At 68.8% G+C, this 16,886-nt stretch carries 13 protein-coding genes; 5 read left to right on the top strand and 8 right to left on the bottom strand.

Translation table 11 applies throughout. From position 1 onward, the window contains the following. Nucleotides 1-67: 67 nt before the first annotated feature. Both ELQ92_RS07180 and iolC read right to left on the bottom strand, forming a co-directional pair. On the bottom strand, nucleotides 68-976 hold the full coding sequence (locus ELQ92_RS07180) for a class I fructose-bisphosphate aldolase (RefSeq protein ID WP_128498309.1): 909 nt from the start codon (nucleotides 974-976) through the stop codon (nucleotides 68-70). Continuing rightward, complete coding sequence (iolC, locus tag ELQ92_RS07175; protein ID WP_128498308.1) at nucleotides 973-1,932, bottom strand: 5-dehydro-2-deoxygluconokinase; 960 nt, start codon at nucleotides 1,930-1,932, stop codon at nucleotides 973-975. Before iolC ends, ELQ92_RS07180 begins: the two co-directional genes overlap by 4 nt. 123 nt (nucleotides 1,933-2,055) lie before the next feature. On the opposite strand from iolC, the gene ELQ92_RS07170 reads away from it, so the two are divergent. From ELQ92_RS07170 to surE, 5 genes are all read left to right on the top strand, one after another. Further along, nucleotides 2,056-2,847, top strand: a complete 792-nt coding sequence (locus ELQ92_RS07170) for a GntR family transcriptional regulator (RefSeq protein ID WP_128498307.1) — start codon at nucleotides 2,056-2,058, stop codon at nucleotides 2,845-2,847. 122 nt (nucleotides 2,848-2,969) lie between these two features. After that, on the top strand, nucleotides 2,970-5,288 hold the full coding sequence (gene treS / locus ELQ92_RS07165; RefSeq protein ID WP_128498544.1) for a maltose alpha-D-glucosyltransferase: 2,319 nt from the start codon (nucleotides 2,970-2,972) through the stop codon (nucleotides 5,286-5,288). Nucleotides 5,289-5,458: 170 nt separating this feature from the next. Then, nucleotides 5,459-6,394 carry a PfkB family carbohydrate kinase gene (locus tag ELQ92_RS07160; RefSeq protein ID WP_128498306.1) on the top strand — a complete coding sequence of 312 codons (936 nt, stop codon included), beginning with the start codon at nucleotides 5,459-5,461 and terminating at the stop codon, nucleotides 6,392-6,394. A 76-nt stretch (nucleotides 6,395-6,470) separates the two neighbouring features. Beyond that, nucleotides 6,471-7,427 (top strand): 1-phosphofructokinase family hexose kinase, encoded by a 957-nt coding sequence (locus ELQ92_RS07155; RefSeq protein ID WP_128498305.1) that lies wholly within the window; start codon nucleotides 6,471-6,473, stop codon nucleotides 7,425-7,427. Next, nucleotides 7,424-8,170, top strand: a complete 747-nt coding sequence (gene surE / locus ELQ92_RS07150; protein WP_128498304.1) for a 5'/3'-nucleotidase SurE — start codon at nucleotides 7,424-7,426, stop codon at nucleotides 8,168-8,170. The genes ELQ92_RS07155 and surE overlap by 4 nt, the downstream gene beginning before the upstream one ends. Nucleotides 8,171-8,180: 10 nt before the next feature. On the opposite strand, the gene ELQ92_RS07145 is transcribed toward surE, so the two are convergent. The 6 genes from ELQ92_RS07145 to ELQ92_RS07120 form a co-directional block, all read right to left on the bottom strand. Continuing rightward, a complete protein-coding gene (locus ELQ92_RS07145) occupies nucleotides 8,181-8,570 on the bottom strand; it encodes an ester cyclase (protein WP_128498303.1) in 390 nt (129 codons plus the stop codon). 76 nt (nucleotides 8,571-8,646) lie between these two features. Beyond that, complete coding sequence (arfB, locus tag ELQ92_RS07140; RefSeq protein ID WP_128498302.1) at nucleotides 8,647-9,084, bottom strand: alternative ribosome rescue aminoacyl-tRNA hydrolase ArfB; 438 nt, start codon at nucleotides 9,082-9,084, stop codon at nucleotides 8,647-8,649. A gap of 111 nt (nucleotides 9,085-9,195) precedes the next feature. After that, on the bottom strand, nucleotides 9,196-13,359 hold the full coding sequence (locus ELQ92_RS07135) for a PQQ-dependent sugar dehydrogenase (RefSeq protein ID WP_243694914.1): 4,164 nt from the start codon (nucleotides 13,357-13,359) through the stop codon (nucleotides 9,196-9,198). A 212-nt stretch (nucleotides 13,360-13,571) separates the two neighbouring features. Beyond that, nucleotides 13,572-14,456 carry a sugar phosphate isomerase/epimerase family protein gene (locus ELQ92_RS07130; protein ID WP_128498300.1) on the bottom strand — a complete coding sequence of 295 codons (885 nt, stop codon included), beginning with the start codon at nucleotides 14,454-14,456 and terminating at the stop codon, nucleotides 13,572-13,574. Then, nucleotides 14,453-15,664 (bottom strand): dihydrodipicolinate synthase family protein, encoded by a 1,212-nt coding sequence (locus tag ELQ92_RS07125; RefSeq protein ID WP_128498299.1) that lies wholly within the window; start codon nucleotides 15,662-15,664, stop codon nucleotides 14,453-14,455. The genes ELQ92_RS07130 and ELQ92_RS07125 overlap by 4 nt, the downstream gene beginning before the upstream one ends. A gap of 6 nt (nucleotides 15,665-15,670) precedes the next feature. Next, nucleotides 15,671-16,864, bottom strand: a complete 1,194-nt coding sequence (locus tag ELQ92_RS07120; protein ID WP_128498298.1) for a Gfo/Idh/MocA family protein — start codon at nucleotides 16,862-16,864, stop codon at nucleotides 15,671-15,673. Nucleotides 16,865-16,886 lie beyond the last annotated feature (22 nt).

Genomic DNA, 16,886 nt, shown 5'->3' with positions numbered 1-16,886 from the left:
TGCTCAACTCCATCGTGCCGTGCCGTGCCATCTCGTGTCGTGTCGTGTCGGGCAGTGTCGTCCTGGATCAGGACGTCGACCCGGCGTGGACGAGTCCAGCCGCGATGTCGACGGCCGCGACCACATCACCGTCCGGCGGGTACAGCAGCGTGCGTCCCACGGTGAGTCCGCGCACACCCGGAAGCGCGAGGGCGTCCTGCCACGAGGCGAACGTGTCGTCCGGGTCTGCTCCCGAATCGCCGCCGAGCAACAGCGTCGGGAGTGTCGTCGCCGCCATGACCCGCGCCATGTCCTCGACGACCGGGAGCTTCATCCAGGTCGAGGCACTGCTCGCTCCGAGGCCCGAGGCGATCGCGACGGAGAGGACGACGGCGTCGGTCGACAGGTCGTTGACGACGCGCCCGTCCGCCCAGCGGCTCATGAACGGCTCGAGCATGATCGGTAGCCCTGCTCGAGCCGCGTCGGTGACGGCGCGAGCCGTCGTCTCGAGCGTCGCGGCCGTGCCGGCGTCGTCGAGATTGACCCTCATGAGGGTCTTCGCGAAGTCGATCCCCGACTCCACCATGGTGGGAACGTCGTATGCCGTGAAGCGGTCGTCCATCTCGAAGCGCGCGCCGCGCAGACCGCCCCGGTTCATCGACCCGACGACGATCTTGTCGTCGAGCAGCCCGAGGAGGGCGAGGTCGTCGATGATGTCCGGCGTGCCGAGCACGCCGTCGACACCCGGGCGGCTGAGCGCGATGGCGAGGCGCCGGAGGAGCTCGTCGCGGTTCGCCATGGCGGTCGGTTCCTGCCCGACGGCGAGCGCTCCGCGTGCTGGGTGGTCGGCCGCGACGATGAAGAGGCGTCCATCCCCGCGCAGCACCTCACGGCGTCGTCGCCCGGCGAGCGCCGCGCGGATGGCGCCCGGCGCCTCCGCCCGCACTCGACGGAGGCGAGCGAGGTCGTCGACGCCCAGGCCACTCGTGGCGGTCATGCCGTTGTCCTTCCCGCCAGCAGGCCGTCGACCTCGGTGGAGGTCGGCATGGCCGTCGAGCACTCGCGACGCGACGCCACGATGGCTCCGGCGACGTTCGCGAACCGCAGGATGTGGTCGAGGTCCCACCCGGAGAGGAGGCCATGGCACAGTGCGCCTCCGAAGGCGTCGCCGGCGCCGAGGCCGTTGACCACCTCCACGGGGAACGGCGGGACCTCGACACGCTCCGAGCGCGTCTTGGCGAGCACACCCTTCGGCCCTTGCTTCACGATCGCGAGCTCGACGCCGCGGTCGAGCAGCGCGTCCGCGGCGCGATCCGGATCCGTCTCGCCGACGGCGATCTCGCACTCCTCGCGATTGCCGACCGCGACCGTCGCGAATTCGAGGGCCGCACTCGCGTGCGCGGTCGCCTCAGCGGGCGACGCCCAGAACATGGGCCGGTAGTCGAGGTCGAAGACGGTGATGTGCCGTCGAGCGCGGATCGCCAGCGCGGCTTCATGGGTGGACCGGGTCGGCTCGGCGCTCAGGCCCGTCGCGGTGAACCAGAAGACCCGGGCGTCGCGGATGGCGTCGGCGTCGAGGTCGTCCGCCTCGATGTTGAGGTCCGGCGCCTTCGGCTCCCGGTAGAAGTAGAGCGGGAAGTCGTCCGGCGGGAAGATCTCGCAGAACGTGATCGGCGTCTTCAGGACAGGGTCGGCGGGCACGAAGCGCGCATCGACGCCGAGGCGCTCGAGTTCCCGCGTGAGGTAGAGCCCGAACGGGTCGTCACCGACGCGAGAGATGAGCCCTGACCGACGCCCGTGTCGAGCGGCGGCCACGGCGACGTTCGCCGCGCTTCCCCCGAGGTACTTGCCGAACGTCGAGACGTCCTCGAGACCGACGCCGTCCTGCAGCGGATAGAGGTCGACTCCGAGTCGGCCGACGGCGAGCACGTCGAGTGGGGTGTTATCGGTCATACGTCTCTGTACAACTTTCTGGAGGCGGACCGGCGCGGTTCCGCGCCATGTCCTGACAATATCACAAGGTCGACACCGCGAACCGGACGTGACATCGCTCTCGGCAGGTCATATTGTCGTCACATGGCGCACGCCGCGCTCGGAGGGAGACACGTGGCCGACGATCGCACCTATTGGCCGGACGAGCTCTTCGCGGACCTCGACCGCACCGGTCCCGTTCCGCTCTACTTCCAAGTGTCGAGCCGACTCGAGGCCGCCATCCAGTCCGGCGCCATTCCCCCGGGTGCCCGGCTCGAGAACGAGATCTCGATCGCGAGCCGCTTGGGGCTGTCTCGACCCACCGTCCGCCGGGCGATCCAGGAGCTCGTCGATCGTGGACTGCTCGTGCGGCGCCGGGGCATCGGGACGCAAGTCGTCCAGGGCCAGGTCACGCGACCCGTCGAGCTCAGCAGCCTCTTCGAGGACCTGCAGAGCACGGGGCACGAGCCCGGGACCGTCATCCTCGCGCACGAGGTCGTGCGTGCCGACGAGAATCTCGCCGGCCACCTCGGCGTCGCCGTGGGAGACGAGATCGTCCGGCTCCGCCGACAGCGCACCACGGACGGCGTGCCGGTCGCCGTGCTCGAGAATTTCCTGCCCGCGGAGTTCGCCGACATCACGAGCGGGCAGCTCGAGAGCGCCGGCCTGTATCAGGTGCTGCGCGCCCGAGGGGTCGCAATCCGCATCGCGAAGCAGAAGATCGGCGCCCGACGGGTGCAGGGCGACGAGAGCGACCTGCTCGGGATCGACCGCGGGCACCCTGTGCTCACCGTCGAGCGCGTCGCCTTCGACAACTCGGGCCGCGTCGTCGAGTTCGGACACCACTGCTACCGCCCCGACATGTACAGCTTCGAGACGACCCTCGTCGCGAAATAGCGGTGCAGCCGCCGGGCGGACAGGCGGAGGAACAGCCGACCCTCGTCAAGGGCCTCGCACGAGACCCGCTCAGGTGATCGAATAGTGCTCGACGATCGAGGGATGGTTCTGTGAACGAAGAGATGTCGGACGACGTCCAGTTGGAAACCGGTTCGAGCAACGGGATCGAGGCGGAAGCCGAGACCGAAGCAGCGGAGATCACCTACGACGAACAGCGCTACCCCGCACGGCCGCGACGGTTGCGCCCGCGCACCAATCTGCGCAGTGGGAGTCTGCGGCGCTCCTTCTCGGACCCGCGGGCGGCGAACGGCCAGAACCCGGCGTACGTCGAGTGGCTCGTGCGTCACTCGATGCTGAAGGACGCCGATGTGCTGAGCCGCCAGCTCTCGGGGCAACCGAGCATGTGGCGCCACCCGTACGCGCGCCCTGACGCGCGCCGTGCCGTCTCTACCGCAGATGTGTGGTTCACCGCCTATCCCATCTCCGTCATCACGCGCGAGCACGAGACGTACATCGGTGCCCTGGCCGATCCCGCCCTGTGGAGCGCCTTCCAGGCCATTGGCATCAACGGCGTGCACACAGGACCCGTCAAGCGCGCGGGCGGCATCTCGGGGTGGTCGGAGACGCCGAGCGTCGACGGTCACTTCGACCGCATCAGCACCCAGATCGACCCCGTCTTCGGCAACGAGGAGACGTTCCTGCGGATGGCGGACGTCGCCGAGGAGCACGGCGGCAGCATCATCGACGACATCGTGCCCGGCCACACCGGCAAGGGGGCCGACTTCCGCCTCGCGGAGATGGCGTTCAAGGACTACCCCGGCATCTACCACATGGTCGAGATCCCGCCGGAGGAGTGGGACCTCCTGCCGACCGTCCCGGGCAACCGCGATTCGATCAACCTCGACGCCGCGACCGAGGCTGCTCTCTCGGAGCGGGGCTACATCATTGGCGAGCTGCAGCGCGTCATTTTCTACTCCCCCGGTGTGAAGGAGACGAACTGGAGCGTCACGGCTCCCGTCGTGGGCGTCGACGGCGTCACGCGCCGCTGGGTGTACCTCCACTACTTCAAGGAGGGCCAGCCGTCTGTCAACTGGCTCGACCCGACCTTCGCCGGGATGCGCCTCGTCATCGGCGACGCCCTGCACTCGCTCGGCGACCTCGGGGCGAGCGCCCTGCGGCTCGACGCGAACGGTTTCCTCGGCGTCGAGAAGAGCGCGGAGGGCCTGCCCGCGTGGTCCGAGGGCCACCCGCTCTCGCAAGCGGCGAACCACATCATCGCGGGAATGGTCCGCAAGGTCGGCGGCTTCACGTTCCAGGAACTCAATCTCACGGTCGACGACATCCGCGACACCGGCGCCGTCGGCGCCGACCTGTCGTACGACTTCATCAACCGGCCCGCCTACCAGCACGCTCTCGCGACGGGCGACACGGAGTTCCTGCGGCTGACGCTCCGCACCTCGCTCGAGTTCGGCGTCGAGCCCGTGAGCCTCGTGCACGGCATGCAGAATCACGACGAGCTCACGTACGAGCTCGTGCACTGGTCGACGCTCCACCGCGATGACGTCTACACGTATCGGGGCGTCGAGACCAACGGCCTCGCGATCGCCGACTCGATCCGCGCGGAACTCACCTACGTGCTCACCGAGATCGCCGACTACAACCTCGTGTTCACTCAGAACGGCATCGCGTGCACGACGACGTCGCTCATCGCCGCGTCGCGCGGGCACCAGACGCTCGACTCCATCCGTGACGCAGACATCCCGGACATCCGCGAGGCGCACCTCGTGCTCGCCGCGTTCAACGCGTGGCAGCCGGGCGTGTTCGCGCTCTCCGGGTGGGACCTCACGGGAGCACTCACCATCCCGAAGGAGCAGGTCGCCGACCTCATCGCCGACGGCGACACGCGCTGGATCGAGCGTGGGGCGCACGACCTCGTCGGCTCAGCCCCGGAGGCGACGCGCTCGGCCTCCGGTATGCCGCGAGCCCGGTCTCTCTACGGGACGCTGCCCGACCAGCTCGAGCGGCCCGACTCGTTTGCGAGCCTCCTGCGCGACATGCTCAGGATCCGGGCAGACAACGGCATCGCGACGGCCCGCCAGGTCGACATCCCCAACGTCGCGCAACGCAGCATGCTCGTCATGGTGCACGAGATCGACGACGACGAGGGCGAGGAGCCCGTCACACAAGTGACGGTACTGAACTTCTCCGGCGAGCCGATCGACGGCGCCGTCCTGTCCGAGGCCATCCCGCCGCGTGCTTCGGTCGTCGATGTCGCCTCGGGCGAGACGATCGCGAAGGTGGACGACCTCCACAGCTTCCCGATCCACCTCGAGCCCTACGGTCGGGCCTTCCTCATGCTCGAGCCCGGACCGCCCGAGCCCCCGACGGCGACGACCGCGATCCCCATCATCACGAGTGCGATGCCCATCATCCAGCCGTAGGTCGTGTGACCGATGGGCGAGGCGGTCACCGAGACGAGTGCGGCGAACGAGAGGGTCGTTGTGTCGCTGTTGTCGAAGATGGCCGGATGAGCAGGGGCCGACCGTAACCCAGCCGGCCCCTCCTGGCCACCCCGTGCGACACGCCGCCCGGTTGCAGGACAGTGAAGGACATGATCGCGCACTCCGAGGATTCCTCGCCCGGTCGTTCGAGCGGCGTCGTGGTCGTCGGACAGGCCGCGCGGGACCTCGTCCTCCGCACCGAGCACCTCCCCGAGCCGAACGGCGATGCGGCGGTGGCCGAGACGATCGAGACGCTCGGCGGGAAGGGCGCGAACCAGTCCGTGGGACTACGCCAACTGGGCGCGTCCGTGCGGCTCCTCGCCGTCCTCGGCACCGACGCAGCGGGAGACGACGCGGCACGGACGGCGACGTCGGACGGGATCGACCTGGACTGGCTCGTCCGACGCGGGACGACCGCACTCCTCGTCGACGTGGTCGACGCAGACGCATCCCGCTTCCTGCTCGAGCGTGTCCCGGACGACTCGCTCGTCGTCGAGGACGATGTCCGTGCGGCGGTCGCCGCCGGCGTACTGGACGGCTGCGACACAGTGGTCCTCCAACTTCAACAGCCTCCCACGACGGTGCTCGAGGCGGCGCGGGCGGCACGGGAGCGGGGGCTCCGTGTCGTGATCGACGGCGGCCTCGAAGGTGGTGCTCGAGACGAGGCGCTCGGGCTCGCCGACGTCGTGCGCGCCGACGCGACGGAGGCGCGCATGCTGACGGGCACGTCGCTCTCCTCCCCCGATGAGGCCCGCGCGGCCGCAGCGTCGATCCTGTCGGCCGGGGTCTCGGTCGTCGCACTCACCGTCGAAGGAGAGGGAGATCTGGTCGCCTGGCCGGACGGCGACGCGTTCTTCGCCTTCGGCGATGCGCACGTCGTCGATCCGACCGGAGCGGGCGACGCCTTCGTCGCGGGTCTCGTGACGGGCCTGCGACTCGAGCTGCACCCGGGAGCGGCCGGCGAACTCGCTCACCGCGCAGCCGCTGCGACGGTCGGACGCGTCGGTGGTCGCCCCGATCTGCGCCACATCGCGCCGGGAGCCTGAGAAGCGTCGGTTGCCCGACCGACTCGTCACCGACAAGGGGTTGCCGCCCGTCGGCCCGGTTTCGTTGACTCGAGACATGAGTAGCGTTGCGATCTTCGCGCCGTCACCCACGTTGACGGTCACGGTCGAGGAACACGAGTCCGGTGACGAGATCCACATCCACGCGGGCGGACAGGGCGTCTGGCAAGCACGCATGCTCCGGACGCTCGGCGTCGACGTGACACTGTGCTGCGTGATCACCGGCGAGAGCGGTTCAGTGCTCCGACACATCCTCGAGGACGAGGGCGTCGATGTCGCAGTGGTCGAACGTGCGGGGCGGGGAGCGGCCTACGTCCAGGACCGCCGCGAGGGCCACCGCGAGGTCCTGGCGGAGGAAGACGGCGATGCACTCGACCGCCACGAACTCGACGAGCTCTACAGCCTGACGCTCCGCGAGGGACTCACTGCCGGACTCGCGATACTGAGCGGGCCGAACGCGGATTCGGTGCTCGACGCGGACACGTATCGTCGACTCGCCTCGGACCTCCGCGCGGGCGGCGCCCGAGTCGTCGTCGATCTCGCGGGCGACCGGTTGCGCTCCGCGCTCGAGGGCCGAGTTGACGTGCTGAAGCTCAGCGACGAAGAGCTCGTCGCGGACGGATTCGCCGCCGACGACGAGGTCGCCTCGATCCGCGCCGCGATGCGCCGCCTCCGGGAGGACGGCGCCGACACCGTCATCGTGACACGGGCGCCCGAGCCGTCGCTGCTGCTCGACGCCGACGGATTCCTCGAGGTCACGCCGCCGTCACTCGAGACCGTCGACACGCGAGGCGCGGGCGACTCGCTCACGGCCGGTGTCGTGTCCGCGATGACGCGCGGCGAGAGTGCCCGGGAGGCGATCACGCTCGGCGCGGCCGCCGGCGCGCTCAACGTCACCCGGCACGGACTCGGGACGGGCGACGGCGAGGCGATCCGGCTACTGCGCGAGACCGTGTCGGTGAGTTTGCTCCCGGACGCCGATGAGGGCGTCTCGAATGAGGAGGACGGCCGATGACGCGCATTCTGGTCACGAACGACGACGGGATCGACGCCCCCGGCTTGCACGCGCTCGCCCGCGCGGTCCGCGACGCGGGCCACGACGTGACGATCGCGGCGCCCGCGCTTCAGTCGAGCGGATCGAGCGCCTCGATCATGGCGGCGGAGGACGACGGCGGGATAGCCGTCGAGCGCCGCGCCGTCGACGGGCTCGACGACGTCCCGTCGTTCGCGGTCTCCGGAGGGCCGGGGCTCATCGCCCTCATCGGTGCCCGTGGGGCGTTCGGCGCACCGGCGGAGGTCGTGTTCTCCGGCATCAACCACGGAGCCAATGTCGGTCGGGCGATCCTTCACTCCGGCACCGTCGGTGCGGCGCTCACCGCGGGGCTCAACGGCGCGCGCGCCGCGGCCATCTCGCTCGATGTCGGCTTCCACCCCGCGGAGTTCCACTGGGACGCTGCCGCCCGGGCGGCTCTGTCGCAGCTCGAGCTGCTCCTGAGTCACGGCGCAGGAACGGTCATCAATCTCAACGTGCCGAACACGCCGGCGCATCGCGGCGTCATCGAGGCATCGCTTGCGCCGTTCGGCATCGTCCAGACGACGCTCGGCGAAAGCGACGAGCATCACGTGCGTCTCGCCGTCGAGGACCTGCCGAACACTCCGGACCCCGGGACGGACGCCGCCTACCTCGCCGAGGGGTGGGTGACGATCACCCGCCTCGACCCCGTGTCGCACATCCCACTCGAGTCTCCGCCGCGCTGACGCTCTCCGACTAGCGCCGGAGCTGGGCGAGCAGTTCGTCGTCGGTCGAGCCGGTGTACTCGGTGATGCGCCCGTTCGCCACGCGGTAGATGCCGAACTCGGCGACATTGGCGTGTGCGCGTTTCGCGGGGATTCCGCGGAACTCACCGACGTGCGTGCCGCTTCCCCGCAGATGCGCGGCGATCCGGTCGTCCTCGACGACGAGTTGGATGCGCCGCCACCGCCAGTCGGGGAACGCCTCGAAGAGCGTGGCGAGGTCCGCGATCCACGCCTCGACGCCTCCCGGCAGGTGCGCGCGCTTCACGCGCTCGTCGACGAACTCGCGGATCGCCGCGAGGTCGTGCCGGTTGAGCGCGTCGAGGTAGTCCCCGAACCACCCGTGCACCTCCCACGACTCCACCGGTCCATTATCGCGTGTGGTGGCGGGTGAGACCTCGGGTCGCCGACGTCGGCGCTCCTGGGAACCCTCGCGGGTGTCAGTCAGTGGGGCGCTTTCGCAGCTGCTTCGTCTGGCTGCGCTTCTGGTTCGCCACGACCCGTCGCTTCTGCGCGCCTTTGCTGGGCTTGGTGGGTCGGCGCGGTGCCGCGGGCGGTCTCAGCGCCTCGGCGACCACCGTCGCGAGCCGGGTGAGTGCGGCCTCCCGGTTGCGGAGCTGCGCGCGCTGCTCCGAAGCGGCGATCGTGAGCACGCCGTCCGCGAGCCGGCCGCTCAGCCGCTCGAGGACACGCTCCTTCTGGACGGGGGCCAGTGCGCTCGATGCGGCGACATCCCACACCAGCTCAACGCGTGAATCCGTCGTGTTCACACCCTGCCCACCCGGCCCGGACGACCGCGAGAACCGCCACGACAGCTCGGTGTCGGGGATCGTGACCCCCGACGTCACGCGGAGGCCGGGGCGGTGAGGGGTGGCCATGGATCGATCATCCCGCATATCACCCCGCAGGTGGATGCCGGGAAGGGTCGCAGCGGATGGCGGCCGGACCACGGACACGGGTGTTCCGCGCCGCGGTCCGACCGCCCTCGACTAGCGCACCGACGGGTCGAGCGTGAATGTGACGGTCGTGGCATTGCCCGCCACGTCGTACACCACGAGCGTGTTCGCGCCCGCGACTGCACCGAACGCGCCCGGTTTCACCGCGTTCAGATCCGACCACGCGTTGTCCGTCAGATCCTTCACGACCCCGTTGAGGGTGAGCCGGTCGATCTTCTGCGCATCGTGCAGCTTGAACGAGACCTTGCTGTAGACGCCGTCGCGACCCACGGTGAACTGCTCGCCCGTCTTCACCGTCACCGCGGGAGCGGCAGCATCGAGCGTGAACGTGACGGTGGTGGCGTTGCCCGCCACGTCGAACACCACGAGCGTGTTCACCCCCGCGACCGCACCGAACGCGCCCGGTTTCACCGCGTTCAGATCCGACCACGCATTGTCGGTCAGATCCTTCACGACCCCGTTGAGGGTGAGCCGGTCGATCTTCTGCGCATCGTGCAGCGTGAACGAGACCTTGCTGTAGACGCCGTCGCGACCCACGGTGAACTGCTCGCCCGTCTTCACCGTCACCGCGGGAGCGGTGACGTCGGCGGCGGTGGCCGTGGCGGTGAGGTCGCGGAGCCGACCGATGTTGTCGAACGAGCCGAAGCCCACTCTGCCGTCGCCGAACGTGTCGTCGTTCGCCGTCATCAACGGGGTGTCGAGACCATCCACGTAGACGGCGATGTCGCCGCTGTCCGCACATCGCACGACGCGCACATCGTGCCATTCCTCATCGGTCACCGCCGGAGGTGCGCCCACCGCTCCGTCCCACTGGTCGTCGATCCGCTCGCGGTCCGCGCCGTTCACCTTGAAGATCCCGTTGTGGGCGTAGATCGTGTTGTCCTGGGACAGGTGGGCGTAGTAGTACTCGGTGTCGGACTGCCAACCGAACACGATGATGACGTCCCTGTTGTTCACCGATGCCGGTTCGTCGAGCCGGACCTGCGCCTCGAGGTCGAACGAACTCAGCTCCGGCCCCTCGGTGAGCACCGCGTACTCGAACGGCCGACGGATACCGTCGTCCGGGTTCGTGCCCGCTTCGCTCAGCACGACCTCGTCGCCCGGGAACTCCCACTTGGACGGCGTCCGAGGCGCCCAGTCATCCGACGCCATGACGTCGGTGACGACCGTACCCGACGGTGTGCACGACGGCGGTGCGGGATCCTCCGGCGGGACGGACCCGAACAGCCCGTACTGGGCGGCGATCTGCTCCGCCGTCGGAGCGACGTCGAGAATCATCACGTCATCCATCCGCCCGTTGAAGGGGTTGGCTTCACGCGTGTTCTGCGGGTAGCTGCCGCCGATCTTGATCCCTGCCGGTAGGGAGGGAGACGTCGCCCCCTCTCCCCAGGGGTTCGCCGCCGTGTAGTCGCCCTCGAGCTCCTCGCCGTTCATGAACAGGCGCATCTCGCCGCCCGCGAAGTCGAACGTCGCCGCGAGGTGGACCCAGCGTCCCTTCTGGAGGATCTCCTGCCAGGGCAGGTCGGCGGCGAACGTCCACGAGGCCCCGCCGTCGACGCGGCGGGCGAGGGCGACGAGCTTCAGCTCGCCGTCCACCGTGATGACCTCGAGCAACGCTCGCACGGCGTGGCCGTCCGAGGTGCCCGTGAGGACCCCGGCCAGACCGATCGCGTTGTACTCGTCGTCCGGGTTCGCGGTTGCCGAGTTCGGCGCGGGGTGGTCGCCGGTCGGTTTGAACCAGCCCATCACCGCCGTCTCATCCGTGTCCGCGAGCGGCCGCAGGGAGTCCACGCCGGAGGAGTCGTACACACCGGCCTTCCAGTCGTCGTTCGACGCGGTTCGCGGACTCATCTGTTGGGTCTGGAGCGCCTCACCCGCACCGGGGTACGCCCGATCGGCGACGCGCATCTCGACCCCGCCGTTCACGAGCGAGATGTCCGTCCCTGACCAGCCTTGGTCCACCTCCGTGGTCGCGTCGCCCGACGCCGGGTGATCGAAGTCGTAGTGTGCCACGAGGCTCGGCGCGAGCTCCGGGAGCGCGAACGGCGACGAGGCGGCGACGTACCGCGCGCCCGTCACCTTCCAGATCTTTCCGTTGGCCTTGGCGACGAGGTAGAGCTCCCCATCGGCGTCGGAGCCGAACCTCAGGTCCACGCGGGCATCACCCACGAGTTCCTGGAACGTCGTCTCCGACCCGTCGTGGAACACACGGAGCTCCTCGATGGGTGCCAGGTCCTCCACGTCACCGTCGCCCCGAACCATCCGGTCGGCCTCCGTCGACAGTACCCAACCGCGAACGAGATCGGTGAACAGATAGCGCCCGCGGAGTTCGGGGATGTCGCCCCGGTAGACGAAGCCACCGTTGACGGCGACACCGGCGTCACCCGTCTGACCCGGGTCGCGGTTGTGGTCGTACGCCGCCACCGGGTAGGTGAATCCGAGTTCGGCGTCGTTCTCCGGAAGAGGGAAGATCTGGCGATTGTCGGCGAGGAAGGGACCTTCGCGCTCGGACCAGCCGAAGTTGTCGCCGGGCTCGACGGCGTAGATGGACTCGACCTGCCATTCGCCGATATGAGCGAGATACATCGTGTGGTCCCCTGCCGGGTCCCAGCTGATGCGATGCGGGTCCCGCAGACCGACGGCGTAGATCTCCGGCAGCGCCCCGGCCTCGTCGACGAACGGATTGTCGGTCGGCACGCCGTACGCGCCGTTCGCGCTGTCGTCGCCGGTCGGATCGATCCGCAGGATCTTTCCTTGCGGTGTCGCGAGATCCTGCGGGTTCCCGTTGCCCACGCCGTTGCCTCCGTCGCCGACGAGGACGTAGAGGTTGCCGTAGTCGTCGTCTCCCGGCGCCACCGTCGGGTTGAAGGCGATCTGCTGCACCGTGTGCACACGCCCCGCGAAGGGGATGCGGGCGATCTCCCGGTGCGAGCCCGCGAAGGTCTCGGCCGATGGATCGTCGGCCGTCCATTCGGTGATCACGCTATGGAACGCCGTGTTCCCGAACGCCGGGAAGTCGGGGGTGTCCTCGGTGAGGGCCGTGCCGGCCTCCGTGTGAACGGTGTAGAAGAGCCCGTTCTCGCCGAAATCGGGGTGGAACTCCGCCGCCCCGAGACCCGTGCCGAGTCCCGCACTGTTGTGAAAGTTGTCGATGAACTCGTCGCGGACATTGAGATAGGAGACGTACTCACCCGTCTCCTTGGAGACGAGATAGAGAATGTCGTTGTTGTCGGGAACCATCAGTCGACCCGAGGAGTCCGGCACCTCGTCGAGGTGGGTGATCCTGTTGTGCCGCACGAGACGCTGATCCTGCGTCGCGGGTGTCGTCTGCGACTCGGGCAGCTGAGCGAGTTCGGTCACCTCGATCCCGAGCGCAGAGCGAGGCGGGTCGGGAAGCGGGTTGATGAGCGGCTCGTCGGCCGTTGCACCGGGAGCGCAATCTCCGGGGTTGCCGGTCGCGATGGCGAGGTTCTCCCCGCTGTTGTCGACGGCGACGTCGTCGAGCATGAGCCGCCCCGCACTGGACGCTCCGTTCTTCCAGAAGAAGCGGTCGAGGGCACCGTTCACCGCCTGACGGAAGCCGAACTCCTGCTCGGCGCCGTCGGGAAGTCGGGTGAGCTGCGTGTACGGGCCGCCTTGACTGTAGACGGATACCCGGTCGTCGGCGTTGTCGGCAACGATCCAGACGCATTGCCAGGCGTCGCGGGACCAGGTGCCGATGGGCGTGAACGATCCGGCGTCGCGGACGAGCATGACATCGCTGTTCTGGTTGTTGACGTACGCGCGGCTGTTCGGGTAGTCCGACGGCGCATCCACGTCCGTGAGCCCGAAGGAGGTGTCGACGCTCCCGGTGCGCAGAAAACGGAAGAAGAGCGTTCCCGTGTCGCCGTCTGCGATCTCCGGGATCGCCCGGAACGACTGTTCTCCACCGCCGACGGATTCGACCACTTGATTGTTCCCGTTGAGGGGATCGGCGATCACGCGGGGCGCGGCGGAGGAAGTCCAGCCGTCCTGTCCGTCGAGCGCGGTCCGCTCGTATTGTTCGAAGTCGATGACCTCGGTGAAGGGTTCGGCCGCCGAGGCGGGACCCGCCGTCAGTAGACCGGCCAGGACGGCCGAGGCGGCGACCACCGCCGTGGTGCGCCGTCGGCCCGGAGAGCCGGCGCGAGCCGGCCTCTGCTCGTCGGCGGTTCTCATCCTTGGCATGGTTCGTGCGTGCATCAGATACCTCTCAACGTCGTCGTTGGTGGTGTCGTGCCGATGGAAAAGGTCGTGCCCTCGTCCCGGGGCGGCACTGCAGCGGGGAGGTGTGAGGAGCGGATCGCGGAGACGTAAGCGCTTTCGTAATCGCTTTCGTCAGAATACCGCGGGGCGGAGGACGGGGCAAGAGATGGGACACCTGCCGACGGTCACTTGCCCGACGGGATCCGTCGGAGGGACGGCGAGACGGCGGCGGTGAAGGCGTCCACCGTCCGTTGCACGACGTTCTCGGGTGAGTCCGCCCAGATCTCGGCGTTGAAGATCTCGACCTCGATGTCACCCTCGTAGCCCGTGGCGACGACCGCCGACGCCAGACCGGCGAGATCGATGACGCCCTCTCCGGGATAATGGCGGCTCAGAAGCACGTCGGCCGGAAGCGGCGTCTTCCAATCACACACCTGGAACGTCGCGATCCGACCGTCGCGACCGGCCCGGGCGATCTGAGTGAGGACGTCGGGATCCCAGAAGATGTGGAAGGTGTCGACGGCCGCGCCGACGACGGCGGCATCGAAGTCCGCGGCGATGTCGAGCGCCTGACCGAGTGTGGAGACGACGCAGCGGTCCGTGGCATACATCGGATGCAACGGCTCGATCGCGAGCGTCACTCCGGCCGCCGCGGCCGAGGGAGCCAGGTCGGCGATCGCGTCGCGAACACGCTCACGCGCCCCGGAGATGTCCCGCGATCCCGCGGGAAGCCCTCCGGCGACGAGAACGAGCACAGCAGTCGACCCGGGTGCTCCCGCCGCCGCGAGCGCTGCCGTCTCCTCGATCGCGGCGCGATTGTCGTCCATCGCCGCTCGGCGGGCATCGCCGTCGGGAACCGTGAAGAACCCACCGCGACAGTGCGTCGTGAAGCGTAGACCCGAATCCGCGAGCATCGACGTCGCGGTGGCGAGCCCCACGGCGTTGACCGGCTCACGCCACAGCCCGATGGCCTCCACGCCCGCCCCGCGCGTGACGTCGAGCGCCGTGCGCAGGTCCGCTCTCCTGATCGTCGCCTGGTTGATCGACAGACGGGGGTCCGGCGCGCTCATACGTCGACGCCGTTCACGCGGAGCAACGCGTGCCAGCGCTCGGCGGCGAGCTCCGGCCGCTCGAGCGCTCCGCACGCATTGGCCAATTCGACGATGCGCGACAGATGCGGCAGGCTCCGCGCCGAGTGCAGGCCACCCACGAGCTGAAAGGCGCGCTGGTGACCGTTCAGCCACGCCATGAAGGCCACGCCGGTCTTGTAGTAGAAGGTCGGCGCGGCGAAGATGTGTCGACTCAGTTCCTCCGTGGGAGCGAGGATCTCGAGGTACCGATCGGAGTCGCCGGCGTCGAGGGCCTGGATCGCCGCGGAGGCCACCGTCGTGAGGGCGGCGAAGGCGCCGAGGAGCGCGTCCGAATGCTGTCGAGTGGACGTCGGGTCGCGCTCGGGCTGCGGAGCGCTCGGGACGTCAGCTCCTCCGATGAGTCCGACGTAGTTGAAGTCGTCACCCGTGAACATCCGCACACCGTCCGGCAGGCGCTCGCGGACCGAGACCTCCGCCGCCGCGTCGAGCAGGCTCATCTTCACGCCCGCGACCTTGTCGGCGTTCTCGCCGATGATCTCGACGAGGACCTCCGCCGCCGCTCGCCAGTCCGTCGACCCGAAGTACCCCTCGAGCGCCGGGTCGAACGCCGTGCCGAGCCAGTGCAGCACGACGGGCGTCGTGGCGGCGCTCAGCACGTCGCGGTAGACACGCCGGTAGTCCTCGGCCGTCGACGCAGCGCGGGACAGATGACGCGACGCCATCAGAACGGGCCCGGCCCCCTGATCCTCCGTGAAGTGGAGCTGCGCCTTGTACGCGTCCGTCACGGCCCCGATCGAGATCCGCTCGTCCTCGACGTGGTCGGTGTTGACCCCCACGACGACGGAGCCGCCCTCCTCGCGAGCGACCTCCGCGGACCGCTCGATCAACTGACGCGTCGCGGCAGCGTCGAGGCCCATGTTCCGCTGCGCGGTGTCCATCGCGTCCGCGACTCCCAACCCCCACGAATACGCGTGGCGTCGGAAGGCGAGGGTCGAATCCCAGTCGATCACTGCGGGACTGCCCGGGGTGTTGTCGGCCGAGATCGTCGGCACGACGTGCGCTGCGGCGTACGCGACGCGACTGCGCAACGCCCCGTCCGGCCGGGAATGTCCAGGGGCGTCGGCGAGATCGACGGCCGATGTGCTGCCGTCGGGCGAGAGGAGGGTGAGGCGAGTGAGGCGCGACATGGCGACTCAGTCCAGCGAGAGCGGAGCGAGTGCGATCTTCCGCCCCTCGCGCGCCGAGCGCAGCCCCGCTTCGGCCAGTTGCATCCCCCGGGCACCGGCGAGGAGATCGTACTCGTACTCGGTTCCGAGCACGCACGACGCGAGGAACTCCTCCCACTGCTGCCGGAAGCCGTTCAGGAACACATCGTTCGACGGCACCGGAGCCCAGTCGGCCTCGTAGTCGTGATCGTCGGCGAGGTCGGGATTCCACACCGGCTTCGGTGTGGCGTTCCGGTGCTGGATCTTCGCACCGAACAGTCCCACCACGGCTGAGCCGAGGGTGCCGTCGACGTGGAACTGCACCAGTTCGTCGCGATCCACCCGAACGGTCCACGACGAGTTGATCTGCGCGACCACGCCGCCCTCGAGCTCGAAGATGCCGTATGCGGCGTCCTCCGCGGTGGCCGCGTACGGTTCACCGTTCTCGTCCCAGCGCGTGGGGATGTGCGTCGACGCGTGGGCGTAGACCGTCTCGACCGCACCGAACAGGCCCTCGAGCACATAGTTCCAGTGCGGGAACATGTCGACGATGATCCCGCCGCCGTCCTCGGCACGGTAGTTCCAGCTGGGCCGTTGCGACGGCTGCCAGTCGCCCTCGAACACCCAATAGCCGAATTCTCCGCGAACACTGAGGATCCGGCCGAAGAAGCCGGAATCGACGAGTCTCTTGAGCTTCTGCAGGCCTGGGAGGTACAGCTTGTCGTGCACGACCCCCGTCTTGACCCCGGCGTCGCGGGCGAGACGGGCGAGTTCGAGAGACTCCTCGAGCGATTCGGCCGTCGGCTTTTCTGTGTAGATCGTCTTGCCCGCTGCGATCGCCTTGCGGATCGCAGCGGCTCTCGCCTTCGTGAGAAGGAAGTCTGCGTAGATGTCCCAACGTGGGTCGGCGAGAGCCGCGTCGAGGTCCGTGGTGTAGTCCTCGATGCCGTGTCTTTCGGCGAGTTCGGCGAGCTTCGTCTCGTTCCGTCCCACGAGCAGTGGTGTGACGGTGACCTTCGTTCCGTCGGCGAGTTCGAATCCGCCCTGGTCGCGGATCGCGAGGATCGATCGCACGAGGTGCTGGCGGTAGCCCATGCGGCCCGAGACGCCGTTCATGATGATGCCGAGCTCGCGCGTGGCGGGAGTCGTAGCCTCGGTCGAGGCGATGGTGGGGAGGGACATCTTCGTTCCGTTCTTCCGTCTG

The sequence above is a fragment of the Labedella populi genome (genome assembly GCF_004078655.1).
GTDB classification, from domain to species: Bacteria; Actinomycetota; Actinomycetes; order Actinomycetales; family Microbacteriaceae; genus Labedella; species Labedella populi.
This window is presented reverse-complemented; position numbering and strand designations above follow the sequence as displayed.